The organism is Cupriavidus sp. 22TCCZM04-2, assembly GCF_057798895.1.
Window position 1 is genome coordinate 444,890 of record NZ_JBYOJS010000002.1, and the last position, 25,944, is coordinate 470,833.

At 65.8% G+C, this 25,944-nt stretch carries 26 protein-coding genes and 1 pseudogene; 10 read left to right on the top strand and 17 right to left on the bottom strand.

Annotated elements, in window-relative coordinates:
* Positions 1-5: 5 nt before the first annotated feature.
* Entirely contained in the window at positions 6-551 is a 546-nt protein-coding gene (locus AC3FKG_RS05405; RefSeq protein ID WP_483712723.1) for a cysteine dioxygenase family protein, read from the bottom strand.
* A gap of 126 nt (positions 552-677) precedes the next feature.
* Here AC3FKG_RS05405 and AC3FKG_RS05410 point away from each other — a divergent pair, with 126 nt between their 5' ends.
* On the top strand, positions 678-1,580 hold the full coding sequence (locus tag AC3FKG_RS05410) for a LysR family transcriptional regulator (protein ID WP_488742606.1): 903 nt from the start codon (positions 678-680) through the stop codon (positions 1,578-1,580).
* 49 nt (positions 1,581-1,629) lie between these two features.
* Here the strand turns inward: AC3FKG_RS05410 and AC3FKG_RS05415 are convergent, their stop codons facing one another.
* The 5 genes from AC3FKG_RS05415 to AC3FKG_RS05435 all read right to left on the bottom strand — a co-directional run bounded on the left by AC3FKG_RS05415 (position 1,630) and on the right by AC3FKG_RS05435 (position 7,404).
* A complete protein-coding gene (locus AC3FKG_RS05415; protein WP_488742607.1) occupies positions 1,630-2,400 on the bottom strand; it encodes an SDR family NAD(P)-dependent oxidoreductase in 771 nt (256 codons plus the stop codon).
* Between the two features lie 126 nt (positions 2,401-2,526).
* Positions 2,527-4,236, bottom strand: a complete 1,710-nt coding sequence (locus AC3FKG_RS05420) for a lactate permease LctP family transporter (RefSeq protein WP_488742608.1) — start codon at positions 4,234-4,236, stop codon at positions 2,527-2,529.
* Positions 4,237-4,478: 242 nt separating this feature from the next.
* Entirely contained in the window at positions 4,479-5,924 is a 1,446-nt protein-coding gene (locus tag AC3FKG_RS05425) for a LutB/LldF family L-lactate oxidation iron-sulfur protein (protein WP_488742609.1), read from the bottom strand.
* Positions 5,921-6,628, bottom strand: a complete 708-nt coding sequence (locus tag AC3FKG_RS05430) for a LutC/YkgG family protein (protein ID WP_483712717.1) — start codon at positions 6,626-6,628, stop codon at positions 5,921-5,923. The genes AC3FKG_RS05425 and AC3FKG_RS05430 overlap by 4 nt, the downstream gene beginning before the upstream one ends.
* A complete protein-coding gene (locus AC3FKG_RS05435; protein WP_483712716.1) occupies positions 6,625-7,404 on the bottom strand; it encodes a (Fe-S)-binding protein in 780 nt (259 codons plus the stop codon). The genes AC3FKG_RS05430 and AC3FKG_RS05435 overlap by 4 nt, the downstream gene beginning before the upstream one ends.
* A 192-nt stretch (positions 7,405-7,596) precedes the next feature.
* Between AC3FKG_RS05435 and AC3FKG_RS05440 the strand changes: the two genes are divergently transcribed.
* Positions 7,597-8,286 carry a FadR/GntR family transcriptional regulator gene (locus AC3FKG_RS05440; protein ID WP_483712715.1) on the top strand — a complete coding sequence of 230 codons (690 nt, stop codon included), beginning with the start codon at positions 7,597-7,599 and terminating at the stop codon, positions 8,284-8,286.
* 46 nt (positions 8,287-8,332) lie between these two features.
* On the opposite strand, the gene AC3FKG_RS05445 is transcribed toward AC3FKG_RS05440, so the two are convergent.
* Complete coding sequence (locus AC3FKG_RS05445; protein ID WP_483712714.1) at positions 8,333-9,367, bottom strand: AI-2E family transporter; 1,035 nt, start codon at positions 9,365-9,367, stop codon at positions 8,333-8,335.
* Positions 9,368-9,625: 258 nt separating this feature from the next.
* Between AC3FKG_RS05445 and AC3FKG_RS05450 the strand changes: the two genes are divergently transcribed.
* The gene (locus AC3FKG_RS05450) at positions 9,626-9,982 is read left to right on the top strand and encodes a hypothetical protein (protein WP_488742610.1); all 357 of its coding nucleotides are present in this window, start codon (positions 9,626-9,628) and stop codon (positions 9,980-9,982) included.
* 13 nt (positions 9,983-9,995) lie between these two features.
* Positions 9,996-10,205 (top strand): annotated as a pseudogene (locus AC3FKG_RS05455) (dihydrofolate reductase family protein); the annotation flags it as partial.
* 67 nt (positions 10,206-10,272) lie between these two features.
* Here AC3FKG_RS05455 and AC3FKG_RS05460 read toward each other — a convergent pair.
* On the bottom strand, positions 10,273-11,088 hold the full coding sequence (locus AC3FKG_RS05460; protein ID WP_488742611.1) for a GntR family transcriptional regulator: 816 nt from the start codon (positions 11,086-11,088) through the stop codon (positions 10,273-10,275).
* Between the two features lie 681 nt (positions 11,089-11,769).
* On the opposite strand from AC3FKG_RS05460, the gene AC3FKG_RS05465 reads away from it, so the two are divergent.
* Positions 11,770-11,964: a hypothetical protein gene (locus tag AC3FKG_RS05465; RefSeq protein ID WP_483712709.1), complete on the top strand. Its 195-nt coding sequence runs from the start codon at positions 11,770-11,772 to the stop codon at positions 11,962-11,964.
* Positions 11,965-12,315: 351 nt separating this feature from the next.
* On the opposite strand, the gene AC3FKG_RS05470 is transcribed toward AC3FKG_RS05465, so the two are convergent.
* Positions 12,316-12,948: a helix-turn-helix transcriptional regulator gene (locus AC3FKG_RS05470; protein WP_483714418.1), complete on the bottom strand. Its 633-nt coding sequence runs from the start codon at positions 12,946-12,948 to the stop codon at positions 12,316-12,318.
* A 122-nt stretch (positions 12,949-13,070) separates the two neighbouring features.
* Between AC3FKG_RS05470 and AC3FKG_RS05475 the strand changes: the two genes are divergently transcribed.
* Positions 13,071-13,970 carry a GNAT family N-acetyltransferase gene (locus AC3FKG_RS05475; protein WP_488742612.1) on the top strand — a complete coding sequence of 300 codons (900 nt, stop codon included), beginning with the start codon at positions 13,071-13,073 and terminating at the stop codon, positions 13,968-13,970.
* Between the two features lie 46 nt (positions 13,971-14,016).
* On the opposite strand, the gene AC3FKG_RS05480 is transcribed toward AC3FKG_RS05475, so the two are convergent.
* The 5 genes from AC3FKG_RS05480 to AC3FKG_RS05500 all read right to left on the bottom strand — a co-directional run bounded on the left by AC3FKG_RS05480 (position 14,017) and on the right by AC3FKG_RS05500 (position 19,225).
* On the bottom strand, positions 14,017-15,408 hold the full coding sequence (locus AC3FKG_RS05480; RefSeq protein WP_488742613.1) for a hypothetical protein: 1,392 nt from the start codon (positions 15,406-15,408) through the stop codon (positions 14,017-14,019).
* Positions 15,409-15,733: 325 nt separating this feature from the next.
* The gene (locus AC3FKG_RS05485) at positions 15,734-17,056 is read right to left on the bottom strand and encodes an MFS transporter (protein ID WP_488742655.1); all 1,323 of its coding nucleotides are present in this window, start codon (positions 17,054-17,056) and stop codon (positions 15,734-15,736) included.
* A 220-nt stretch (positions 17,057-17,276) separates the two neighbouring features.
* The gene (locus AC3FKG_RS05490; protein WP_483712702.1) at positions 17,277-17,879 is read right to left on the bottom strand and encodes a cysteine hydrolase family protein; all 603 of its coding nucleotides are present in this window, start codon (positions 17,877-17,879) and stop codon (positions 17,277-17,279) included.
* Positions 17,880-17,900: 21 nt separating this feature from the next.
* Positions 17,901-18,758 (bottom strand): sigma-70 family RNA polymerase sigma factor, encoded by an 858-nt coding sequence (locus AC3FKG_RS05495; RefSeq protein ID WP_488742656.1) that lies wholly within the window; start codon positions 18,756-18,758, stop codon positions 17,901-17,903.
* Positions 18,758-19,225 carry a carboxymuconolactone decarboxylase family protein gene (locus AC3FKG_RS05500; RefSeq protein WP_483712701.1) on the bottom strand — a complete coding sequence of 156 codons (468 nt, stop codon included), beginning with the start codon at positions 19,223-19,225 and terminating at the stop codon, positions 18,758-18,760. Before AC3FKG_RS05500 ends, AC3FKG_RS05495 begins: the two co-directional genes overlap by 1 nt.
* Positions 19,226-19,431: 206 nt before the next feature.
* On the opposite strand from AC3FKG_RS05500, the gene AC3FKG_RS05505 reads away from it, so the two are divergent.
* Complete coding sequence (locus tag AC3FKG_RS05505; protein WP_488742614.1) at positions 19,432-20,580, top strand: GGDEF domain-containing protein; 1,149 nt, start codon at positions 19,432-19,434, stop codon at positions 20,578-20,580.
* A 31-nt stretch (positions 20,581-20,611) separates the two neighbouring features.
* Here the strand turns inward: AC3FKG_RS05505 and AC3FKG_RS05510 are convergent, their stop codons facing one another.
* Both AC3FKG_RS05510 and AC3FKG_RS05515 read right to left on the bottom strand, forming a co-directional pair.
* The gene (locus AC3FKG_RS05510; RefSeq protein WP_483712699.1) at positions 20,612-21,379 is read right to left on the bottom strand and encodes a bestrophin-like domain; all 768 of its coding nucleotides are present in this window, start codon (positions 21,377-21,379) and stop codon (positions 20,612-20,614) included.
* A 282-nt stretch (positions 21,380-21,661) separates the two neighbouring features.
* On the bottom strand, positions 21,662-22,144 hold the full coding sequence (locus AC3FKG_RS05515; RefSeq protein WP_488742615.1) for a VOC family protein: 483 nt from the start codon (positions 22,142-22,144) through the stop codon (positions 21,662-21,664).
* A gap of 248 nt (positions 22,145-22,392) precedes the next feature.
* On the opposite strand from AC3FKG_RS05515, the gene AC3FKG_RS05520 reads away from it, so the two are divergent.
* Genes AC3FKG_RS05520 through AC3FKG_RS05530 form a run of 3 tightly spaced genes read left to right on the top strand, consistent with a single transcriptional unit; the run spans position 22,393 to position 25,158 of the window.
* Positions 22,393-23,376, top strand: a complete 984-nt coding sequence (locus tag AC3FKG_RS05520) for a Bug family tripartite tricarboxylate transporter substrate binding protein (RefSeq protein WP_483712695.1) — start codon at positions 22,393-22,395, stop codon at positions 23,374-23,376.
* Positions 23,377-23,425: 49 nt separating this feature from the next.
* Positions 23,426-24,781 carry an acyclic terpene utilization AtuA family protein gene (locus AC3FKG_RS05525; RefSeq protein WP_488742616.1) on the top strand — a complete coding sequence of 452 codons (1,356 nt, stop codon included), beginning with the start codon at positions 23,426-23,428 and terminating at the stop codon, positions 24,779-24,781.
* Positions 24,782-24,810: 29 nt separating this feature from the next.
* Complete coding sequence (locus AC3FKG_RS05530; protein ID WP_483712692.1) at positions 24,811-25,158, top strand: AtuA-related protein; 348 nt, start codon at positions 24,811-24,813, stop codon at positions 25,156-25,158.
* Here AC3FKG_RS05530 and AC3FKG_RS05535 read toward each other — a convergent pair.
* Entirely contained in the window at positions 25,071-25,922 is an 852-nt protein-coding gene (locus AC3FKG_RS05535) for an IclR family transcriptional regulator (RefSeq protein WP_488742617.1), read from the bottom strand. The two genes, AC3FKG_RS05530 and AC3FKG_RS05535, sit on opposite strands and share 88 nt — an antisense overlap.
* Positions 25,923-25,944 lie beyond the last annotated feature (22 nt).

A 25,944-nucleotide genomic window follows, 5' to 3' on the forward strand; every position in this document is an offset into this window, starting at 1 on the left:
CCTCCTTATGCAGCCGCCGTCTCGACGACGGGCAGCACGTGATTGATGCCGGTGGCCATCTCCGAGGTCGCGACGCCGTAGATGTGCACGGAAATGGCGGTGCGCGCCTGGGCGTTGCCGACACGGTGGATCAGGTGCAGGCCGGCCGTACCGCTGCTGCCTTCGCCGACCTTGCGGCAGGCACTGCCGGCGGGCACTGCGGCAGCGCCCTGGGGGGCGTACTCGAAGTACTCCTCCAGCAGTTCGCCTTCCACGACGGAAAGCGCGCACCACGTGTGATGCGCATGCACCGGGCTGTGCTGCCCCTGCATCCAGACCAGCGCCACGATGGTGTAGCGGTCCGCCGCGTCGCTGTGCAGGACGTGGCGCACATAGCCGTCGCTGCCGGGCTCGCACATCGCCCGGGGCAAACAGTTTCTGTCGGGGAACGCGTCGCGGATCATCCGCTGGATGACGCGCGGATCAAAGCATGCTTCGGAAGCAAGCAGTGAGTCGATGCCGCTGGCAAGGCTGGCAATTCGCGATGTGGGCGCTTCGATGATTCTCGTCATGGATGTCTTCCCGTATTTGCATTCCTCAAAGGCTCGGACAGAATGGCGACTGCCCGAACTTTGGCGAACTTTCGCGTAATCGTGCGGTACTGACAAACGAGTTGTTCCAACAGCAGGGTTTGAGAAATGCAAAAGCTGATGCATTGCAGCATCATGGATCTGAGGCTGCTAGTCGCCGTGGCGGACGCGGGGAACATGTCGAAGGGCGGCGCGCTTTGCTTCCTGGCGCCGTCGAGCGCGAGCCTGCGCATCAAGCATCTGGAGCAAGTCGTCGGAACGCGGCTGTTCCGGCGCGAAGCGCGCGGTGTCTCGCTGACCCGGGCGGGCCAGATCATGGTCGACCACTGCCGGCGCTGCCTGACGGAAATCGAGCAGATGCAGACGAGCCTCACGCCGTTCTCGGAAGACGTGCATGCGCAGCTGGTGCTCTACGCGAACAGCAGCGCCATCGCATCGTTCCTGCCGGCCGACCTGCAGGGCTTCCTGCAGTCGCATCCGAAGGCACGCATCACGCTGGAAGAGCACCTTAGTCGCGACATACTGGTCGCGGTCGTGGAAGGGCGCGCGGATATCGGCATCCTGACCCAGGACGAGCCGCATCCCGACCTGGTCCACTACCCTTACCACGAAGACGAAATCGTCCTGCTTATGGCAGATTCCCAGCCGTGGAGGAAAAAGGCGCCGGTAGCGTTCCTCGACTGCCTGGCCTTTCCCTTTGTCAGCCAGCAGAACGGCTCCGCCATTCATTCCTTCTTGCTCAGCAAGGCGAGCGAGCAGGGCCGGCGTGTCGATGTGAGGATTCAGGTAGCCGGCTTCGCCGCGGTGGCATCGATGGTGCGGTCCGGCGTGGGCGTGGCGATCGTCCCGCGTTCAGCGCTGGCGGCGATCAATGTGGACGGCTTGCGTGTCGTGGCACTCAGCGATGCGTGGGCCAGGCGAACGCTCAGCCTGTGTGTGCGGCGGGACGTGCTGGGATCGAGAAACTACGTGACCGACCTGGTGGAAGTGCTGCGCCAAAGCGGCGAGTAGATCGCCGGCTACGCCGGCGAAACCACAGCGCTTGCAAGGCACGGAGGCATCAGAACAACGTATACCCCCCGTCAATCACAAACGTATCCCCGGTGTGGTACGCCGACGCCGCGCTCATCAGGTACACCGCGATACCCGCGAAGTCGGAGCCCTCCCCCCAGCGCCGCATCGGCACGCGCTTGCCGACCATTTCCTGGAACGTCGTATTGGCCTGCGCATTGGCGGTCATTTCCGTCTTGATCCACCCCGGCAGCACGGAGTGCGCGCGAATCCCGTGCCGCGCATATTCCACCGAAAGCCCGCGCATCATGGAAATCAGCCCGCCCTTGGTCGCCGCGTAGTGCTCGTTGCGCGCCGCGCCCTCGATGGCCGCGACGGAGGCTGTGCCGACCAGGACGCCGCCGTTCCCTTGTGCCAGCAACTGCCGCGCCGCCGCGCGCAGCGTAAAAAACGCCCCATCCAGGTTGACCCGCAACACGCGATGCCAGTCCTCCGTACCCATTTCTTCGAAGCGTGTGCCGCGCGCTGAAACACCCGCATTGGCGAAACAGCCGTCGAGCCGGCCGAGCGCGGCCAGCGTGCCATCCATGGCCGCGGCGACGGAAGATTCGTTGCTGACATCGCAGATCGCCGTATGGACCTTGCTCCCATGCTGCGCCAGCCGCTCGGCGGCGGCGGCATTCTTCTGCGCGTTGGTCCCCCAGATCGCGACATCGGCACCTGCCTGGGCCAGGCCCTCTGCCATGCCGAGGCCGATGCCGCCGTTGCCGCCGGTGACGAGCGCCACCTTGCCGGTAAGGTCAAATGGGGTGAAAGCCATGATCTGTCTCCTTTGAGGATAAAGCGCCCGCTCTTGGCGGCGGGCGGATCAGATCATGCTAAGAGGCGACGTCGCGGGCAGGCATCGTCGGATGCGACGAAACCCGCCTGTAGCCCCGCAGGAGGCTTAACCCGGGATCATCCCCGGCAGCACATAGGCCTGCACCACCGTGATGATGCCGATGATCACCGCGAACAGCAGGCTATGCTTGACCGTGAAGCGGAACAGTTCCGACTCCTTGCCCACCAGCCCGGTCGCCGCGCACGCCACCGCGATCGATTGCGGCGAGATCATCTTGGCCGTCACGCCGCCCGTGGTGTTGGCGGCTACCAGCAGCGTGTCCGACACGCCGATCTGGTGCGCCGTGGTGTTCTGCAGCGAGCAGAACAACGCGTTCGACGACGTGTCCGAGCCCGTCAGGAACACGCCGAGCCAGCCCAGGAACGGCGAGAAGAACGGGAACGCCGCGCCGGTCCCCGCGAGCAGCAGCGCCAGCGTGGACGACATGCCCGAGTAGTTGGCCACGAACGCAAATGCCAGCACCAGGCCGATCGACAGGATCGGGCGGCGCAGTTCCACCAGCGTTTCAACGAAGGTCGACACCAGGTCGCGCGGCTTCATGCGCAGCAGCACGGCCGAGATCAGTGCGGTCAGCAGGATGGCCGTGCCCACGGCCGACAGCAGGTCGAGCTTGAACACGGCTTCATACGGCTTGGGCGATGCCACGATCGGCGCGGCCTTGACGACCAGCTGGTCCAGCCCCGGCACCTTGAACTTCAGCACCGTGCCGGCCAGCGCGCCGTTGCCGGCGAACAGCGCCTTGAACGGCTGCAGGCTCCACACCGTGACGATGGCCGTCAGGATGCCGAACGGCGCCCACGCGCGGATCGTCTGCGCAGCGGTGTACGGGGACTTGCGGTTGCCGCCGTTCTGCACGCCGTTGCTGAAGCCGCCGCCACCAAACGCCGACATCGCCATGGTGCCGCCGCCGACATTGCCGCCCGCACGCTGCGAAGCGCTGCGCGGCTTCCACACCTTCAGGAACGCCGCCAGCGACACCAGGCTCACCAGCGCCGAGGTAATGTCCGGCAGCTCGGGCCCGATATGGTTCGACGTGAAGTACTGCGTCACGGCAAAGCTGGCACCGGTCACCAGCGCGGCCGGCCACGTTTCGCGCACGCCCTTGGCGCCGTCCATCATGAACACCAGCCAGAACGGCACCATCAGCGACAGCAGCGGCAGCTGGCGCCCCGCCATCGCGCCGATGTGCATCGCGTCGATGCCCGTTACCTGCCCGGCCACGATGATGGGAATGCCCATGGCACCAAAGGCCACCGGCGCGGTATTGGCGATCAGGCAGAGGCCCGCCGCGTAAAGCGGATTGAAGCCCAGGCCCACCAGTAGCGCGGCGGTGATGGCCACCGGTGCGCCGAAGCCGGCCGCGCCTTCCAGGAACGCGCCGAAGGCAAAGCCGATCAGCAGCATCTGCAGCCGCTGGTCGTCGGTGATCGACAGCACGGACGCGCGGATCACGTCGAACTGCCCCGTCTTGACCACGATCTTGTACAGGAACACCGCGGTCACGATGATCCACGCAATCGGCCACAGGCCGTAGGCAAAGCCGAAGCCAGCGGCGGCCAGCGCCTGCTGCGCCGGCATGCCATAGGCGAAGATCGCCACGCCGAGCGAAAGCAGCAGCGTCACCGCCGCGGCTACATGGCCTTTCAGGCGAAACAACGCCAGGGCCACGAAAAAGAACAGGATGGGAATGGCCGCCGCCAGGGCGGACAGCCACAGGCTGCCCAGCGGTGTATAGATTTGGGTCCAGGGTTGCATGCTCGGTCTCCTACTTCATTGGTGTTTCGGTCGATCTTTGTTGTTGTGGCAAACGCGTGCGCGCCGACGCTTCGCTGGTTTGCTCTCCTCTCCCAGTTGCGGGAGAGGGGCTGGGGGAGAGGGCAGGCCGTTGCTATGCGATAGCGCATCGCTTCGTGAACGCGCAGGCCCTCTCCCCAACCCTCTCCCGCAAGCGGGAGAGGGGGCACACAGTCGGCCTCGTTGCAGGCCTGCAGCAGTCCCTACTCCGGCTGCCCTTTCTCTTTCAGCAGATCCGACAGACTCCGCGCCGCCGGCGTCAGCGGCGTCCGATGCTGTGTCCACCCCATCTGCTTCGCCGGCGTCAGCGCACGCAAGCGCGTAGCCGCCCACCGGAACAGGCGATAAGCCTTCGGATGCGAGAACGCCCCGCTCCAGAAGCGCCAGATCAGATGCTCTGCGCGGCTGAACTTGGCGCCCTGGCCACGCAGCGGGTGCGTGACCCGTTCCTCGGGGTTGCGATTGGCTTCCGTGCGCAGGCGCACCAACAGTTGCGGAATCGGGATGCGCACCGGGCAGACCTCTCCGCATGCGCCGCACAGGCTCGATGCCGTGGGCAGGTCCGCGGTCGCTTCCAGTCCCAGCAGATGCGGCGAGATGATCTTGCCGATCGGGCCCGGATACGTCGTGCCATAGGCATGGCCGCCAATGCGCGTATAGACCGGGCAATGGTTCATGCACGCGCCGCAGCGGATGCACTGCAGCGTCGCGCGCAGCTGCTCGTCGGCATAGGCTTGCGTGCGGCCGTTGTCGAGCAGGACCAGGTGTACTTCGCGTGGGCCGTCGCGCTCCCCTTCGCGGCGCGGGCCCGAGATCAGGTTGAAGTAAGTCGTGATGGCCTGCCCCGTAGCCGAACGCGTCAGCAGGCTCGATAGCGGCACGATGTGTTCGAGCCGCGCCACCACCTTCTCCATGCCCATGATGGCGATATGCACGTCCGGCACCGTGGTCGAGAGGCGCCCGTTGCCCTCGTTTTCCACCAGCCACAGCGTGCCCGTATCCGCCGCCGCGAAGTTCACGCCAGAGAGGCCGATATCCGCCTCGACAAACGCCTGGCGCAAGGCGCGACGGCCGGTCTGTATCAGGGCGTCGACGTCCTCGGTATAAGGCGTGTCGGGGATGTGCTGCTCGAACAGCGTGGCGATATCGCCCTTGGTCTTGTGGATCGCCGGCATGACGATGTGCGACGGCTTTTCACCGGCCAGCTGGACGATGTACTCGCCCATGTCCGACTCGATGCAGGCCACGCCGCGCTCGGCCAGGTAATGGTTCAGCTCGATTTCCTCGCTGGCCATCGACTTGCCCTTGATCACGCGCCTGGCCTGCTTCGCTTGGGCAATGCGATGGATGATCGCGTTGGCCTCGTCGGCGGTCTCGGCCCAGTGCACCTGCACGCCGGCAGCGGTCAAATTGCCTTCAAGCTGCACCAGCAGGTCGGGCAGGTTGGCCAGCGCGTGCTGGCGAATCGCTTCGCCCAGGTCGCGCAGGTGTTCCAGCTCATCGGCATCCGGGAACTGCGCCAGGCGCTTGCCCTGCAAGAAATCCATCGCGCCGCGAAAGCTCTTGCGCAGCTTGGGGTCGTCCAGCGCCTCGCGGGCGCGCGTCTTGAAGTCCTGTGACGGGACGAAGTGCAGCGTGCTTTCGCTCATGCCTGGCTCCCTGCGTCGATGTCATCGACGATGACGACCCACATCCGGCGCGGACCATGCGCGCCATAGGCCAGGGTTTGCTGGATATCGGACGTCTTGGACGGGCCGGACACCATGACGAGGTTCGTGGGCATGCCATCGCGCCAGCGTTCGCTGCGCGCGGCCGTGTGCAGGTCGGCATGCAGCGTGGAGGCATGCACCAGCGCCACATGCAGCGGCGGCACCAGCGACACCGTGCGCGGCGAGCCCGCATCGGGCGCCAGGATCAGCGTGCCGGTGGCGGCAAGGCCGGAGCGCGCGACCGTGAAGCCGGCATCGACGGTGTCGAACAGCTCGGCTTTCCATTGCTCGATCGGGCGGTCATAGCCGATGGCTTCCACCTGCGGCGGCAAGGCTTGCTTCAGCGCTGCGCCGGCCGGCTGCGACGGGTCCAGCAGCAGGCGCCGCACACCGGCCTGCGCGAGCTTGTCCGCGAGCAGCGCGGGCCATGCCGAAGCGGTGGTGCGCCAGACCTCGGCGTGCGAGGCTACCAATGCGGCCTGCATCGATGCAACGCGTGCCTCGAATCCATCTGCAATGGGTGCGCATGCGGCGTAGTGCGCGTCGATGCGGCCATCGATCTGCGCGGTGGTTGTCGTACTGGTTGCCGGCGCGGCGGCACGCAGCCGCCCCAGCATGCGTTCGCGTGCGGTGAGTGCGGTCATGCGGCACCTCCGGTACGGCGCCACAGGAAACTGGCAAGGTGTTCGACCTCCAGCGGCGCGCCGTCATGCGCGGCGGTATGCCCGATATTGAGCAGGCAGCCGCAATCGGCCGACACCAGCCGGTTGCAGCCCGTGGCGCAGGCGGAGGCGACCTTGTCGCGCACCATGGCGCCGGAGATGTCCGGGTGCTTGAGCGAGAACGTGCCGCCAAAGCCGCAGCACTCGGATTCGCGTTCGTGTTCCACGCGTGTCACGCCGGGCAGGGCATCGACCATCGCCACGCCATGGGTGCGCGTACCCATTTCTCGACGCGCGCCGCAGGAGGTATGGAGCACGACGCGCTCTGCGGCCAGGCCGCCCGGCAGCGCGTGGCTGAAGTCGACCTTGAGCACGTGCAGCAGGAATTCGGTGAGTTCGTAGATGCGCTCGGCCAGCGCGCGGGCCTTGGGCCCGGCGATGGGGTCATCGGCAAACAGCTGCGGCCAGTGGTGCCGCATCATGCCGGCGCAGGAGCCGGATGGGACGATGACCGGCCACGGCTCGCTGAACAGGTCCAGCTGTGCGCGCGCGACGCCGCGGGCCTGGTCGGGATTGCCGCTGCTGTAGGCCGGTTGCCCGCAGCAGCTCTGCGCGCGCGGAAAATGCACGGTCAGCCCTTCGCGTTCCAGCAGCCGCACGGCGTCGAGGCCGGCCTGTGGCACGAACAGGTCGACCAGGCAGGTCGCAAACAGGTAGACCTGCCTGGGGGCAGCGGTGGGGTATTGCCTGTCCTTCATGTCTCGCTCCATACGCGCTGGCATCGCACGTTCGGGGGCATAATTCCCGCTTCCGCGCTACAGTACAAATTGGTTGGACCACTTTGCGCCGGGATCACATCGGCCGGCGCGGGCGGTCGGGCAACGTCAGGAAGGGAAGGAGCGATGGCAACGGGGACGCACGGAGGCGGGCGCGGACGCGTCGAAGCGGTAATGCGGCGCATGGAGACGGCATTGCTCGACGGCAGCTGGCCCGCGGGCGCGCGGCTGCCGGCCGAGCGCGTACTGGCCGAGCAATACGACGTGGCGCGCAACACCGTACGTGAAGCGATCCAGCGCCTGGCCGCGCGCGGGCTGCTGCAGAGCCGGCGCGGCGCGGGCGTCTACGTGACCGACCAGCTGCGCTCGGGCATCGCCTCGCCATGGGGCCAGCTCGTGGCCGACCATCCGGCGCTGCGCGATGACATCCTGGAATTCCGCCGCGTGCTGGAAGGCGCCACCGCCTACTTCGCGGCGCTGCGCGGCGACGATGAAGACCGCGAACGCATCCGCGGCCTGATGGCGGAACTCGAACGCGCTCGCCTGGTGGACGACAAGCAGGCCGAGGCCGAGGCCGACACGCGCCTGCACGACGCCATTGCGCAGGCCTCGCACAACACCATGTTCCTGCACCTGCATACCAGCGTCATCAGCATGCTGCGCGAACACATCACCATCAGCGGCACCGGCTTGCGCGAAGAGGGCGAGGCCATGTCCGCGCTGCTGCTGCTGCAGCACCGCACCGTGTGCGATGCCATCTGCGCGCGCCGCCCCGAAGAGGCGCGCACGGCGATGCAGACGCATATCGATTTTGTGCGGACGTGGGTGGAGAGCGGTGGCGGGGCGGACAAGAGCGTGGACTAGTTTTAGTTCTACCACCGGGTGCGGGACCGCACGTCCGGGCCTCGCCTCACACCAGCCCGGCGAGGGTCAGCTCGCGCTTCAGGTAGGCGTAGAAGATCGGCCCCGCAATGACGCCCGGAATGCCGTACAGCGTTTCCATCAGCAGCATCACGATCAGCAACTCCCACGCGGCTGCCTGGATGCGCGCGCCGATGATGCGCGCGTTCAGGAAATACTCGAGCTTGTGGATCACCACCAGGAAGAACAGCGACGCCACCGCAATCGGCAGCGATACCGACAGCGACGCCACCACGATGGCCGTGTTCGAGATCAGGTTGCCCAGCACAGGCAGCAGCCCGGCCACGAAGGTAATGACCACCAGCGTCTTCGACAACGGCAGGTGCACATCGAACAAACGCAGCACCACCAGCAGGTAGATGGCCGTCAGCATCGTATTGATGATCGAGATCTGGATCTGCGCGAAGATGAACTGCGCAAACGCCTGCTGCAGTGCCCGCGCGCGCGCCACCAGCGCTGTCGCCAGCGGCCGGCGGTTGGGGCGCGACACCGCGCGGTAGAGTGCGACCATGGCGCCGATGACCATGCCGATGATGATATGCAGCAGCGTGCGCAGGACCTCGGCCCCCAGCTTCTGCGCCATCTGCGCGTGTTCGCGCAGCCAGTGGATCAGGGTGTTGGCGAGCTCCTCGACGGTGCTCGGCAGCGCGCCGCTGACCCAGTCGGGCAACTGGCCGCGCGACTGGTCAATGATGTCGGCAATGTGGTTCATCAGGGTGTCCAGCGTGCCTTCGCCACTGACAAAGCGCACCAGTGCCCAGATTCCGAGCGACAGCGCCAGCAGGATCACGATGGACAGGATGGCGACCGCCAGCGCGTCGTGCCGCTGGTTCAGGCGCTTCAGGCGCGGGGCGAGCACGTCGACCAGCGAGTACAACAGCAGGCCGGAAAGCAGCGCGGCGACCAGGTTGGCCTGAAGCACCGTCCATAGTGCCAGGGCGGTGAGCAGGTAAGACGCGCCGACCACGGTGAACCACGCCGCGGGAAGCAGGCGAGGGGCGGGCGGCGGGGGTTGGTGATCCATCTGACTCTCCGGCGTAGGGGCTGCCCCGGCGGCATCTGGACGTGCCGGATGCACGATGCTGTCGACGGTAGCGGGAGGTCGATTTTCAGGGCTGGATTGAGACTAGGCAAGCACCTCGAGGCCCGTCACGTGGCGGACAACCATGCAAGTCACTGGAAAGGCGCGCGCCTGCCCCACGTTTTCTCGCTTGATGGCACGGAAGCCGATCTCCTAGCATAGAGTCGCCGGCCATTCGACGCGCAAGGCGGAGTACCTGACATGACGGTTACGCATCAAGGGACGGCCGCGAAGACTCAGGAGGTGAAGGCTATGTCTTCCACAAGAATTGAGATGTACGACCACGACGGCGATGGAGTCCTGACGATTCGGGACGATGGCGCCGAATTTTCAGGGGCCACGCTCGACCTTTCGAATCTGTTCGGTGAAGACGTGGTGGCGGAGCTTGACAAGCACCAGTTGCTCGAATGGTGCGAGATGGTCGCGGCCCATCTCCGTAGCCAGGGCGTGACGCCAAGTACAGCCGCGCCAGACAGGTGCGCTGGAAAAACCAGTCAGAGCCGGACAAAAAAGGAACCCGGCGTCGAGGAACTCTTGCAGTCGACGCCTCCGGCATAGGGTTGCAGGCGGCCGCGTGTACGTGGATGGTGGCCAGTTGGTGCAGTCGTTCCTGCGCGACGGACTGATTACCGACCTTGTCGTCACCACCGTGCCGGTGTTGATCGGGGCGGGCAGGCCATTGTTCGGCGCCCTGCCGCGCGACTTGGGCCTGGCGCTCGAATCGAGCCGCCACTTTCCCTCTGGGCTGGTGCAGTCCAGCTATCGCGTGCTGCGCGGATGAACGGCCACGCGTGGCCGATTGATGGGTGCGTCCCGCTCGCGGCAGGCAAGCCGCTCCCCTTGCACGCTTACTTCAAGCCCAGCGTGAACGGCAGCAGCAGCGCATTCACCAGCAGCAAGCCATAGGCGACAGTCATGGCCGCCGGGATGTGCGATCGCGGCGCGCCCTGCGCGCGCGCGGCACGGCGCTTCCACAGGAACCCCGCACCCATGCCCAGGATGGCAAGCCCGGAAAACAGGCTCTCCATGGCCATCGCCGCCGGATTGCGTTTCCCCGCGCTGCTGTCGATGTCTTGCGCGACGGCGGGGACAGCCAGCGGTTCGGCGGCGGCGGTCAGCTGCGTCAGTTGCGTCGGGTCGGCAGGTTCTGGTCTGGCTTGCATGACAGGTGGCTCAGGCGGTGTCGCTTCCGCTTGCGCGGGCTGCGCCGGCGCAGCGTTCGCCGGCTCGTGAACAACGGGGTCTGGCGTCGCCGCAAGCGCGGGGGGCGGGGCGGCTGGCCGGACCGGCGCATGGCGCATGGCCTCCCGGTCCCGCCAGAATTTGGCAAACAGGCTTTCCAGGCAGCGTGCCGATTCGCAGGCATCACGCCGCACGCGCCATGCCGCAATGTCCGCGTCCTGGATGGTGCCCTTGTGCAGCATCCTCTGCTGCTCGGCGTAGAGGCGCTCGTAGCGCGCCGAGAGCGCGGAGGACTGGCAGATCAGGTGCCCCTGATGTGTGGGGGGAGGCCGTGAGTCGTCGTCGGCCAGCTTGCATCGCATTCCCGCGCCATACGGGTCTTCGCAGTGAATCGAAGATCCCCCGCCCCGCGGCTTGCATGCGATGTCGGAGGCCCATGCACCGGTGACAGCACCAAGGCTCATGGCGAAGCCGACGACCACGATCGTGGTCCGGCGCACGATGACCCTCTTCATTCTGATTCCCCTTCGAAACGGCCCGAGGTTCCAAGCTAGTCGATAGCCTGCGGGGTACCCAAGTTCGCGCTAAAGCGCGGGTGCGGTAGCGCACTTGGCACGGCGTTGGCGGGGAGAAATGCCTGCTGTCCTGCGCATGCGGGCAGAGCGTCGTGTCGGCGCATTCTCCACTTGGCAGCAAATGCAAACTTGGCGGTGCGCAATGCAAATCAGGGCGGCGGCGAAGACCCTATATTGGCCCGGAGCGAACCCACGGACGCGGATCGCGAACCATCCCCACGGAGGAAGACATTGACAGTGAGCGTTCTAAGAAGCATACAGTCCGCCGCCTATGCACTGGGCGGCCAACACGCGGCCGCAAGAGCGAGGCATCTCGCGCGCGATATCCGTGCATTCATCAGCGAGGCCGGCGCCACTTCGAATGACGTGGACGGGGATGATCGGGTGAAAGCGAAGATCTGGCAGAGGACGCGTCGTTGCTCCGAGAAGGAGCTGCTGTTTCTCTATGCCGTGGACAAGGAGGTAGCGATGATTTGCGAAAGCGTCGCGCGACAGCACCTCCAGATGGACATGCTATAGCCGCGCGCAGCCGCATTTGCGGGACTGATCAGCGACCGGGCTTGCCATATCGTGCTACGATCCGCGCAAATGAAAAAGCCCATCTACTACACCTGCCAGAACCAGTCCTGCGGAGCCCGCTGGGAGTCCACCGAAGTGGTCGTCGCCAACGAGGGCCAGGGCCCACTGTTCCGCTGCCCGATCTGCGGCGCGCGCAATGCGCTGGCCGCCCGCGAAGAGAACGGCGTGACCGTCTATCGTCAACGTCGCACGACGGGCTCCTGACTGCCTGCTTGCCAGCGTCGAATCCCGATTGGATCGGCGCCCGGATATGGAAACAATTGCACCAGTTGCGAGGCAAAACTTGCAGGTGCGCCTTCGTGCTGGCTCCACGCCTCTTATGCCCACGCGCGCGATGCCAGGCCGCTCAGGCCGGATCGCCCCAGCTCACATCGCCTCGGCATGGATTTTGCGACACACCGGGTACTTCGAGTGAAAAGTGCATAGCGAGGAGGTTCTCATGAACATAGTCTGGCTTGTTGGAGCGGTAGTGATCATCCTCGCCATCCTGAGCTTCTTCGGATTGCGATAGGTTCTTCCGGCCGATGGCGGGGGCCTGCGAACGGCCTCCGCTTTTTACTTCGCATCGTTGTAGACCGTCGCCCGCGATACACCGAGATGTTGGGCGATGGTGTCCATGGATCGCCGCAGGTCCAGATAGCCCTCTTCCCTGAGCTTCTGCATGAGTGCCTTGCGTTGCTCGGTGCGCAACGCTTGCGGTGTCGTCGCCAGGTTGACCGCGAACTTGTCGATGCGCTCGCGGATCGCGTCGGCGCTGGCCGGGTCCAGCGATTCCTTGGCCGCCTCCCCCTTCGTACCGGAAAATTGTTCGAGCAGGCTGGCGATGCCACGAAACATCGTCACGTCGACGTTCAGGCAAAGGGCGGCAAAGTAATGGCCCGCCGAATCCTTGATGCCGATGGATGTGCTCTTGGCGCGCCTGCCGTCCGAAAACTGGTTGGCGTAGTTCGCCAGGACCTGCGGATAGTTGTCATCGGCAATCCGGGCCAGACCAAGTTCCGTGGCGGGATCCCCCACATTGCGGCCGGACAGGTTGTTATGGATCGCAAGAATCGCGTGCCTCGGAGAACGCAGGTCGTGAACCACCACTTCGGTGAACGGCGCCAGCGTTTCTCCCAGTCCCGCAGCAATCTGCTTTACCTGTTCCAGTATCGCTTGCTGCTCGACCGTGAACTTCTGTTTGGCCATATCTATACATTTCATCCATTTTTGCACGCATTGTATCGGTTATAGGCGAAGCGAAGGGCGGGCGCTTGGCCCGGCTCCTGTCGTCTGCTATACCTCCAATGGTTGTCATGCCGGAGGTGACCGTGCCGCTCATTTTCCGACCCGCACGCGCTGACGAACTGGCGCGCGCCGAAGAACTGGTCACCCGCAGCATCAACGACCTGACCGTGCGCCACGGGTTCGGGCCGATCGCCACGACGCGGTCTCCGGAGTTCCAGGCGTTCTGCCTTCGCGACGACCCGCGCGGCGTGTGGGTGGCGGAGGAAGCGGGCGAGATGGTTGGCTTTGCCCTGAGCTGGGTTTGCGGTCGGCTCTGGTTCCTGGCGGAACTGTTCGTTGCGCCCGGCCAGCAGGGGCGGGGCATCGGCAATGCGTTGCTGGAGCGCACCCTGGAGCAGGCGAGCCAGGCCGGTGCGACCGAAAGAAGCCTGATTACGTTCGCCTTCAATGTCGTGTCCCAGGCGCTGTATGTGCGGTACGGCTTGCTTCCGCGCGTGCCGATTCACTTGTGCAGCGCGGAGCGGGAAGCCATGGCGCGCCATGCGCAAGGACCGGTGCTTCGCGCGACGCCGATCCAGGCCACCGCCCTCGATCTGGAAACGCTGCGGCAGATCGACATCGCGGTCCTGGGCGTTTCGCGGGAAAAGCACCACCGGTACCTGCTTGGCGTTCCCCAGATGAAAGGTGTCTTCTTCGAGGATGGAGGCGAGCGCGTCGGCTATGCCTACGTTGCCGCCACGGGCCACATCGGCCCCATGGCGGTCATGCACGCGCCTGCAATGCCCGGGGCATTCCGTACCGCGCTGGCGATGGCCATCGCGGGAGACGCCAGGCAGATCTCCGTATTCGTTCCGGGGACGAGCGATGCCCTTGCGATTGCGACCGGCCTGGGGATGCGATTCGCGCTGCCAATGGTGTTGATGGCTACGCACGACTGCGGCGACTGGACGCGTTATGTCCCGCGAAATCCGGGTTTCATGTGAGGCCACGCGGCCTGCGCCGGGGCAGGCCTGCGCGGCGCGGCACGGTTCAGAAAATGTCTTCCACGTGGTCCTGTTGCGAGCGAATATCTTCCGGACTGAGAACGATATAGCCGAGGGACCTCAGTAGCTGCACGGCTTCCAGTTCGGCATCGAGATACACCGGCCGTTCAGGGCGTCGCAAGCGCGGCACGGCCAGTTGCGGAAAGGTCGGATGGGCGTTCGACGCGTCATGGCTCTCGAGGCGCCTGGCCGTATGGACGCGGTAGTGCTCGAGGTCGCTTTTCCAGCAGACGTCCGCGGCGGCATTGAACCTGGCGGTGCAAAGGCGCAAACGCTTCAGCGCGGTCAGCCAGCGCACGAAGGCGTCGCGATCCGATGGCTCGTAACCCTTCAGCAAGACGTCGATATGGTCCAGCACCGTGTCTCCTGCGGCGGCCTGATCGTCTTCCAGCAGGGAGAGCTCGAGCGCCGCGCGCTGGTACCCGTCCTGGTCGTAGAGCGCGCATTCGCTGGCCAGCACGCCTTCATGCAGCAGCTCGCACAGCAGGGCCCATGTCCTGGGATTCTTGTCGAGCCTGCCTTCGAGCGTGGGATCGAGCTGGCCAAGAATTTCGGGGATGGGGCGATCCGCATTCGACTGGATGGCCTGGACAAAGGCCGTCGCGTTCTCCGATGGCCTGTCGCCGCGTGCCAGCCGCTGCGCGGACGCGTCCTTGAGTTCGCGGATTTCCGCAGCGGTATCGACCGCTTGCTTCCATGCATAGGCTTCGAGGTTCGCCGACAGCTTGCGCGCCGGCCTGGCCAGTTGCCCGGCCAGCGTCTGGACCACGCTCACGCATAGCTTGCAGCGGCACTCCAGGCGGCCCGCATGCAGAAAGCCGGCGTACAGCCGTTCCTGATGTCCGCAGTGACGGCATTCGACAGAGAATCCGCCCTGCCGCGCCGGCCGCTGCATGGCGAGCAGGCCGTCGACCTGATACTGCGCCTGTCCGTCGCAGCAGGGACACATCCATTGCAGCTTGTGCGCGCCGTCACGCGGGGCCACCGCGCGGTCGAACTGGCGCTCGATGGCACTGCGCGGAATGCCCTGCGATCGCCCGAGCACGTCCGCGGAGTAGCGCCAGTAGCAGTAGGAGTGCGCGGCGGCGGCCGCCTCCGGGCCCAGGCGCAGCAGCGCTGGCAACAGGCCAGCGCTGCGCCGGATGTCGTCCGCGTGCACATCGATCAGCGCTGCCCCGCCCGGCAACACGGCTTCCAGGGCGGCGCGGCTTTGCGCCAGGAAATCCGGCACGTGAACCCGCCGGATAAGGTCCTCGTTCTCGAGCCAGAAGAGGTGCCCGGGGAGGGTCTCCAGCGCCTCGACGCCGGCCCTGACTTCCGATATGCCCGGACAGGCAAGAAATGTGAAAGGCCTACTGAACAGGAAATTATCAGCCATGCGTTTGACAGCGGTATCACCCGCCCACGAGCCTTCAATCACCCCGCTTGGGACCGATTCACCCCTAAACCTTGGCAAAGACGATCTCGGCGGACAACGCTCTTTTCATGGCGCGGTCCGCTGTTGGGGACTTTCCCCTTCTTGTTCTTTGTGGGTATTTTGAATCTCGCACAGATTTGCACCTGTTGCAGGAACAGCATAGGCGATGCCGACGCATCTTTGCAACTTGGGGACGCTGGCCATGGTGCTGCGCGTAGCATCAGTGCGCCGTAGTTCGGAGTTGAAAAGCACAACGCTGCTTCCCTGAGCGGACGATCTCGCGGCGCTACCTCTGCGCCAGATTCTCCGAATCTCGCCCAGCCATGCCATCTCCGGCCTCGGGGTCGGGTTCACCATCCCGGGTCGCAATCAACGCCTTCGGCGCCAGCGGAATCAGCGGCAGGATCAGCGCATACACCACGGTGGTTGCCATCACGCAGTAGGTGAATCCGTGCGTGGCGTCGCTGTTGTAGATCCATGAGCCCAGCAGATCGCCGGCGCGCGCCGAGAGCGCGAGAACGCCATCCACCAGCATCATCAAGGTGCCTTGCAGGCCCGGCGGACAGGACCGGATCGCGAGATCGAAATACGCTGCGGTGGCGATGCCGCCCATCAGTCCAATTGGCGCCGCCAGGACCAGGGCGAGATCGGCCGAGTGGATGAATGCCAGCGGAATCATCTGCGGCACCGCGATGATCGTTCCCCACCACAGCAGCTTGCGCAGCGATACGCGCTTGCACAGGAAGCCATAGAGCAGAAAGGTCGGCACGAAGGCGGCGGCGAAGATGCCGTTGTAGTAGGAATAAATCGAATCCGAGGCATGCAGCGTATTGGACAGGTGGAACTGCAGCGGGGTGGCCGAGCCTGGCGCAAAGTTCCACAGAAAGCAGATAAGCACCGCCGGATAGACCGCCTTATGACTGGCCAGTCGCCGGACATTGCCAACGAAATCCGTACTTCTGGCCAGCGGCTTGTCGTAGAGATGCCCGAACACGGACGCGGGTTTCCATCGTGCCAACACCGCTATCAGCAGGTTGAACGCCGCGACCAGGAAGAAGGCGTCCTTCGGGGCAAGATGATCGGACACATAGCCCGAAGCAAAGGCTCCCGCTACAACCGGCACGGATCCGATCACGTTCCAGAGTGCGCTCAGGCGTCCGGACATCAGCTTCTCCTGGCCCACCAGGGCGATCAGCCCCTGATAGGCCGCGGCGACAAAGCGGGACGACGTCATCGCCAGCAGCATTCCGATCAGCAGCCCAGCGTATGAGAAGCCCGAGAATGCCATCCAGAGGCATGCCGCGGCGGTGACCGGCGCGAACAGCAGGAAGAAGCCGCGATCGCGCAGTCCCATCGGGTTCCATTGGTCGCGCGCCAGGCCAAAGGCGAAGGCAAGGTAGACGGGGATGCCGGTCAGCAACCGGAATACGGAGATCTGCGTCGCCGTCGCGTGCAATGCGTTCTTGAGTATGTATGTCGTCTGTATGTCCACCAGCGCGCCGGCCGGCGTGGCCAGATAGATGAACAGGGTCATCCAGCCGAAATACAGCAGGGTTCGGTTGCTGCCTTCAGAACCATTACGATCATTACGACCGGGGTCTGCCTGCATGTTGCGGCTCCGGTTGCCGCCTGGGTGTTGAGCCCGCAAGCCAGTCTCGCGCGGCTCGATCAGACAACGATAAAAGAATAGGCGGTGCACACGTCAGCGCTGGGCAAGAGACTGAACTTCCACGCCTCGGCGAGGCGTTCTCGCCACATGGAGGCAATGTATGCCAGCCCCGGTGCGCGGATGTCCGTAGAGTGCGATGGCCTGCTGTCTTGAGACGGGACTAGCCGAGCCACGACAACGCATCAGCGAGCGACAGCACCGTGCTGCGCGAATCGAACGCCGTGGAAAAGAGATGATCGTGCGCGACCGGGTCGGGGTCGTAGCAGCAGTCCTTGACCGTGAGCAGGCGGAAGTCCGCATCGCTCGCGTAAGCCACCGACGACAGCACCACGCCGGTAGACGCAATCCCCACCATGAGCAAGGTATCGATACCCTGGGCGGACAACCGCAACTGCAGGTCGGTACCAAAGAACACGCTGGCACGATGTGCGATGATGACCGGTTCCGTGGCCTGCCGTCCGAGCTCCGGCGAGACCTGGTCGTTGACGAAAAGACCGAGCCGCTTGATCCCTTGCCCGTTCCGGTTCATCGGACTGATTTCCGGATAGCCCGGACTGAAGTGGATCTTCGCGAAATAGATGCTCACACCGCTGGCCCGCGCGGCGTCGCACAGTCTGCGCGTATTGGCCAGCAGCGCGGGGGCGACCGATGGGAACAGCGCCAGGATGTCGGTCTGATAGTGCATGACCAGCAGAGCCGTTTTTGCGGGAACAATTGGCGACATAGGGCTTCGCGATGAAGGAGCGACGATCGACTCTATCATGCAGGCGCCGACCCACCCAGGCTAATGCAGGTGCCGCAATTTCTCCGGATTGCGCACCACATAGATCGCCGCGATCTTTCCGTCCTCGATGTCCAGCGCGGTCGTCTGCAGCTCCCCGTCCGACTCCAGCGTGACAAAGCCGGGCAGTCCGTTGATCAGGACCGCGCGCACGAAAGTGGAGCCACCCTTCTGGAAGAACTTCGACAGCTGCCCGTGGACCCGCATGACCTCATCGAAGCCCAGCACCGGGTGGCCGATGGCAGGACGCTTGCCGCCGCCGTCGGCATGCAGGCTCACGTCGGCGGCCAGCATGGCGCCGAGCGCGCGCATGTCGCCGCTGCGCGAGGCGTCGAAGAACGCCTTCGCCAGTTCCATGCCGCGCGCCTTCTCGACCTGGAAGCGCGGGCGCGATTCGCGCACGTTGGTGCGCGCCCGCGCCGCGAGCTGGCGGCACGCGGCAGGCTCGCGCCGGATGGTCTTCGCGACCTCGTCGAACTCCAGGCCGAAGACATCGTGCAACAGGAAGGCCGCGCGCTCGAGCGGCGACAGGCGTTCCAGCGCCAGCATCAGCGGCAGCGTGACGTCTTCGGGCTCGTCTTCCTCGAGCACGGGATCGGGCAGCCACGGGCCGATATAGGTCTCGCGCTGGTGCCGCGCGGACTTGAGCTGGTCCAGGCACATCCGCATGACCATGCGGCGCAGGAACGCCTCGGCCACGCGCACCTCGGCACGATCAGCGTTAATCCAGCGGAGGTAGGCGTCCTGCACGATGTCCTCGGCATCCGCGACGGAGCCGAGCATGCGGTACGCGACGCGGATCAGCTTGCGCCGCAGCGGCTCGAAGCTCGCCGCGGCATCCGTCAGGCTGGTGTCCGTCATCAGGCCGAAGCCCGGGCGGCTTTCGCCGCCGCGGGATCGATCCACAGGCCGAAGCCGACGGCCAGGCGGTTCCAGCCGTTGATGACGTTGATCATGAGCGTGAGCTTCACTTGCTCTTCCCGGGAAAAGTGGTCGTTGAGCGCCGTGCGGGCGCTGTCGAGCGCGTGACCTTCCGATAGCCGGGTCAGCGCGTCGGTCCAGCCGAGCGCCGCGCGTTCGCGTTCGGTGTAGCACGGCGCCTCGCGCCAGGCGGACAGCAGGTAGAGGCGCTGCTCGGTTTCGCCTTTCTCGCGGGCATCGGCTGTGTGCATGTTAATGCAGTTCGCGCAGGCATTGATCTGCGACGCACGCACTTCAACCAGCGACACAAGGCTCGGTTCGAGGCTGCCCGCCACGGCGAGCGATGTGCCCATCCAGGCCTTCATCTGGGCGGGGGCGGCGGTAAACGGGTCGAGCTTGGCAGTCATGGTGGCATCTCCTTTCAAGGGGTTACGACGACATGACGAGCCAGCCGCCCCCCTGTGTGACATCGCCGGGGATTTTTTTTCGAATGGCCCGTGACCGGGCCTGCCTGACCCTTCCGATTGGCGGGCCAGCGCCATTGGGCTGTCCGATTTCCCACGTAGAATCTGCCTCCGCCGCCATGTATCGGTGCAATGTCTTAACATTTCGGATGCACGTCGATCTTCTTACTCTTTACCTCCTGGCGATCGGGACGCTGCTCGCCAGTGCGGGCATGACGCTCTGGGAGCATCGCTCCAATCCCCGGCGCAGCAGGTCGTTGCGGATCCTGGCGGCAGGGTTTGCAACGCTCGCGCTGGGCTGCGCCGCCGTGCTGTGCCGGCGGGAACTGCCGGGCGCGCTGGGCGCGGCCCTCAGCAATCTCGTCATCCTCAGTGGCTATCTGCTGGTTCTGGGCGGCGTGGCATCGTTGCGCGGCCGGCGGTATCGTGCCGCGCCGGCTGGCCTGCTCGTCTTGATGGCGCTGGTCTGGGCGGTTGCGGGATCGCGCTGGCAGGACGTCGTGTGGAACTACGTCTGTGCATTGCCGATCGCGCTCGTCAGCGCCATGACCGCCTGGGAGATGCTGCGCTGCGAGGCGATGAAGGGGCTGCCTGCGCGGATGATCGTCGTGGCGGTGGCCGGCGTCCATGCCGTGCTCTATGCCGGCCGCGCGTTCGTGCTGCCCTGGCTGGTCGTCGAGTACGGGCCGGCGATCCAGGCGATCGCGAGCAAGGCCACGGTCTACGAGGGCGTCCTGTACTCGGTGATCCTGCCGATGGCGCTGCTCAAGCTGATCCGCGAGGAAGCGCACGGCCAGCTCCTGCGTGAATCCCAAACCGACTACCTGACCCGTCTCGGCAATCGCCGGTGGTTCTTTGAAGAGGGCGCACGCGTCATCGATGCCGGGGCAGGGCGCGGCGCGGTGTCCGTGCTTGCGTTCGACCTTGACCAGTTCAAGGCCATCAACGATCTCTACGGCCACCAGACTGGTGACAAGGTGCTGAAGTCCTTCGCCGAAACCGCGCGAACCGTAGTCGGACCCGACGCGATCCTGGCCCGGATTGGCGGCGAGGAATTCGCCGCGCTGCTGTCCGGCGACGATGCCCGCCGCGCCAGGGCACTGGGCGAGACCGTCGCCAGGCGCTTTGCCGAGGCGACGACCAGCCATGCCGACAATCCCGGCGTGGCGGCAACGGTCAGCATCGGCCTGGCGCAGTTCGAAGGCGAAGTGCCGGCGCTGGCCGACGGGCTCGCCGCGGCGGACCAGGCCTTGTATCGCGCGAAATCGCTGGGCGGCAACCGGCTCGAACTCGCGTAAGGCCAGAGGCGTCGCGCCCGCCGTCAGCGGCTCATGGTGCCCTCAGGGAGTCCTGCAGGCTGAGCAGGTTCTGTGGCGCCACGCGGATCAGTCCGCCGCGCGGGCTGTCGATATCCGCGATCAGCGCGAGCGAAAGCGCTACCGTCAGCGGCAGGATCAGCAGCAGCCCGATCCGCGCGCGTGCGGTCCGCGCGCCGTAGCCCTGCATCACGCTGCTGAACACGGCGATGGCGATCATCAGCCCCCACGCCGCCACCGGAATGCGGTTTCGCCACGCGGCTTCCGCGTACCCCTGCGCGTTGATGACGTCGTTCATGCCGCTGACGGCCAGCGCGGTGATCGGGGTCGGCGTTTTCCGCGCGGCGTCGCGCACGACCTTCCACATCTCGTCCTCGAGCTGCGCCGTGGCGGTGCCGATCGCCTCCAGGCCCTGTCCGTCGTGCGCGCGGTAGTAGCGAATGCGCTGGTCCAGATAGCGGGCCAGCAGCGTCCGGGCCTTGTCGCCGCCTTCCGCGTCCATCAGGTCGGCCCGCAGGTATTCGGTGCCGATCGCGTTGGCCTCTTCTTCTTCCAGGTTCTTGCGCTGGTCGTAACGTCCCACCGCCATCGACAGGGTAAAGCCGATCAGCAGGGCCAGCAGCGTCAGCGTGGCGCCCTGGACGATGGTGAAGTCCTCGCGGTGATCGTCGGCGATCGGCCGGATGCGGCGCAGCACCAGCGCCCCGACAGCCGTGGCCGAGGCTAGCAGGACCAGCAACAGGACAAAGAGGACGGCCGGATGTCGCAAGAGCTGGCTCATAAGCATCCACAAGGAGACGTGCAAGCGGATGGCGCCGGCCCCGCTGAGCGCGATGCCTCATGATCGGCGCATGCCAGGGGAAGCAGGAATGGACCGACGCCCGCTACGGGTAAGCCATTCTATGAACAGTCGCCGCGGCTGAAGCGATGCGTCGAAAAGTTTCAGCCGGCAGAAAAAACCGCTTAAGTCGTCGATGCCAGCCCGGGCGCCACCGCAGGGAAGGAAGGCCACTGCCATGCACGGTGCGATGGGCTGGCGATGCGAGGCGCCAGGCAGGGAGGACTACAGGCCCGCCCGGGCGGCTTCGATGGCGGCGATGTCGATCTTGCGCATGGTCATCATCGCGTCGAAGGCGCGCTTGGCTGCGGCGCGGTCCGGGTCGGTATAGGCCGCGGTGAGCGCGCGCGGGGTGATCTGCCAGGACAGCCCCCAGCGGTCCTTGCACCAGCCGCAGTCGCTTTCCTGGCCGCCATTGTTGACGATGGCATTCCACAGGCGGTCGGTTTCGGCCTGGTCGTCCGTGGCGATCTGGAACGAGAAGGCTTCGGAGTGCTTGAAGTGCGGACCGCCGTTCAGGCCGATGCAGGGAATGCCGGCCACGGTGAATTCGACGGTCAGGACATCGCCCGCCCTGCCATCGGGATAGTCGCCCGGCGCGCGATGCACGGCGTGGACCGCGCTGTCAGGAAAGGTCTTGGCGTAGAAGTTGGCGGCTTCAAGGGCGCCGCCGTCGAACCAAAGACAGACCGTGTTCTTGCTGATCATTCCGAGTCTCCTTGAAAGGTCGAACAAAGGCATGTGTCGCCGTCACGGGCCTGGCGGATGTGACGGATGCCGGGGGTCGGGTGCCTCCACTGTCTCACACTCTCGTGGCGCGGAGATGTCCGAACTTTTCACCCAGTGAAAATTCCACGCGTTTGATTGACGCCATTTCCGGCCGCTTCCTACCATGGGCGCCAGAGTTTCCCTCGATGAAACCCCTTCCAGCGCACATCGCGCCAAGGAGACAGCCGATGACTGCCTTTGCGCGTCAGCCCATGCTGGCGGCCCTGCCGTTTCTCTGCGCCATGCTTGCCGCGCCCGCAAGCGCCGCCGAAGCGTTCCCGACCAAGCCGATCCGGCTCGTGGTGCCGTTCACGCCGGGCGGTACCACCGACATCCTCGCGCGGCTGGTGGCGCAGAAGTCGGGCGAGGTGCTGGGGCAATCGGTCGTTGTCGACAACCGGCCCGGTGCCGGGGGCAATATCGGGGCCGAAGCCGTCGCACGCAGCACGCCGGACGGCTATACCCTGCTGATGGGAACGCTTGGCACGCAGGTTACCAACCAGTTCATCTACGCGCGCATGCCCTATGACAGCGCGCACGAATTCGCGCCCGTGACCCTGGTGGCCAATTCGCCGAACGTGCTGCTCGTGAACAGCACGCTGCAGGCCAACTCCGTGAGCGAGCTGGTTGCGCTCGCGAAGAAGGAGCCGGGAAAGATCAACTACGCGTCGACCAGCACCGGCGGTTCTCCCCATCTCTCCGGCGAGCTGCTGAATGCGATGGCGGGCATCACCATGCAGCACGTGGCCTACAAAGGCGCGGCGCCCGCGATGACGGATCTGCTCGCGGGACAGGTTAACCTGATGTTCGACAACCTGCCCTCAGCGCTCGCGCAAATCCAGGCGGGCAAGGTGAAGGCGCTTGCCGTGACCAGCGTGAAGCGGGCATCGGTGCTGCCTGCCGTGCCGACCGTGCGCGAATCGGGACTGCCCGGCTACGAGGTGAACTCGTGGTTCGGCTTGCTGGCACCGGCGGGCACGCCGCCGGAGCGCGTGCGCCAGCTCCAGCAGGCCGTCGACAAGGTGCTGGCGATGCCCGACGTGCGCAAGCGCATCGAGCAGCTCGGCGCCGAGCCGGGCGGCGAAGGCTCCGCCGCGTTCGCCGCGCAGATCAAGGCCGATACCGAGAAGTGGTCGCGCGTGATCAGGACCGCTGGCATCAAGGCGCAGTGATTGGCTCATCCGCATTGCAATCCACTCGGCAACTCCGACACTTGACGTCATGACCCAGAAGACTACGCTTCGCATCGGCTCCGGATCGGGCTGGTGGGGCGACCGCGTGGAACCCGCGGAACGCTCCGCGCGGCTTGGCAAGCTCGACTACCTCTGCTTCGAAACCATGGCCGAGGCGACCGTATCGGCCGCGCAGGTGCGCAAGCGGCGCGATCCGTCGTTCGGCGGCTACGACACCTATCTCGATGAACGCATGCGCGCCGTGCTGCCTCATTGCATCGCGAACGGCACGCGCATCATCAGCAACCAGGGGTGGATCCATCCGCTCGGCGCGGCCAGGCGCGTGGCCGAGCTATGCCGGGAACTCCGGCTGCCGGACGTGAAGATCGCCGCCGTGACCACGACCGATCTCACCGGCAGCATCTGCGAACTCGATCTCGCCTTGCTGGAGAGCGGCGAGCACGTGTCGACGCTGCGTGAAACGCTGATCAGCGCGGAACCCTACGAGGGCGTCGGCCCTATCGTCGAAGCGCTGCGTGCGGGGGCCCAGATCGTGATCACGGGCCGCGTCGCCGATCCGTCGCTGTTCCTTGCGCCGATGATTCACGAATTCGGCTGGCAGGCCGACGATGTCGTGCGGCTGGCGCGCGGCAGCGCGATCGGCCACCTGCTCGAATGCGGGGCGCAGGTGACGGGCGGCTACTTTGGCGATCCGGGCTACAAGGACGTGCCCGAGCCGTGGAACCTTGCGTTCCCGATCGCCGAGGTGGAATCCGACGGCAGCGCCGTGATCTCGAAAGTGCCGGACAGCGGCGGCCGCATCGACCTGCAAACCGTCAAGGAGCAGATGTTCTATGAAGTCCACGATCCGCGCCGCTATATCACGCCGGATGTGATCGTCGACTTCTCGACCGCCGTGCTGGAGCAGGTGGGCCCCGACCGCGTGCGCATCAGCGGCGTGAGCGGACTGCCGTGCACCGATACGCTCAAGGTCTCGCTGGGCTGCGCGGAAGGCCATATCGGCGAAGACATGTTCTTCTATGCCGGCCCGGGCTGCCTGGAAAAGGCCAAGCTGGCAAAGCGCATCCTGGAGCAACGCTTCGCCATGGCGGCCTTGCAGGCCGACGAACTGCGCATCGATTTCCTGGGCGTCAATGCCGTGCATGGTGCGGCGTCCCCCGAGCCGGCCTGCGAGCCCAACGAGATCGCGGTGCGCGTGGCGGCTCGCACGCGCACGCGTGAAGAAGCGGCCAAGGTGGGCCGAGAGATAGACAGCATGGCCGTGTGCGGGCTGGCCTCGACCGGCAAGCGCGTGCCCCACCAGGACCGCACGCGCGAGATCATCGGCGTGTGGTCGGCACTGGTGCCGCGCGCATTGATCCGGTCGCAGGTCCAGTTCCTCTGATGGTCCAAAACGAACCGGGAGACGTCATCATGCGCGTACCGCTGCGCCGCCTCGCCCACAGCCGTTCCGGCGACAAGGGCAATACTTCCAACACGGCCGTCATTGCCTATGCGCCGGAGTTCTATCCGCATATCAAGCAGCAGCTCACGGCGGACGCCTTCAAGGCGCACTACGGCACGCTGATCACCGGACCGGTCACGCGCTACGACGTGGACGGCCTGCAGGCGCTCAATTTCGTCGCCGAAGGGGCGCTGGGCGGCGGCGTATCGCGCAGCCTGGCCATCGACAACTACGGCAAGGCGCTGGCCAGTGCCGTGCTGCGCTTCGAGGTGGAGATTCCTGACACGCTGGCATCGCTGCTGCGCGGTCCACGCTGAGCGCCAGCGGGCACCACGACGCGCGTCCACGCGCCGGTGATGCGGCGCGCTTCCTGCCGGAGCTGGCGCGCCATGGCGGCTTCGCGGCCGCGGATGCGGCCGCTCAGCGCCGCCACGCTGAGCGCGCCGATGGGCCGCCCTTCGTAGTCGAGGATCGGCACGGCGATGCCGCCCATGCCGTCCACCACCCAATCCAGGAACAGCACATAGCCGCGCGCGCGTGCCGCGTCGGCCTCGGCGGCGATCGATGGCGCGTCGAGCCGGGGATAGCTTTCGAGCTTGCGCGCGGTCTGCTGCAGGCGCCGCGCGCGCTCGGCCGGCGGCAGCCACGCCAACACTGCAAGGCTGCCTGCGCCGACACCGAGCGGACGGCGTGTGCCGACCGTCACGTAGTTCGCATGCACCGGGAACGTCCCCGTGACGAGGTCCGAGCATACCGCCTCGCCCCGGCTGGCCTCGGTCAGCACCGCGGTGTCTTCGAACGACTCCTGCAGCCGCTGCAAGGCCGGATGCGCCAGCTGGCGCAGGTCGACACGGCGCTGCCCGACGTCGGCCAGCTGGAACACCTCGGGACCGATGCCATAGCGCCGCTTGTCATCGCGCGTGGCGAAGCCTTCCTGCACCAGCATGTCGAGCAGGCGCGACGTGGTGGCGGGGTCGAGGCCGGTGGCGCGCGCCACGTCGCTCATGCGGCGCACTTCCGGGTCGGAGAGCGCGCGCAGCACCGCAAGCGCGCGCTGCACGGGGGAGGGGCGCGACGTCATGGCGCGGTGCCTAGCCGAGGGT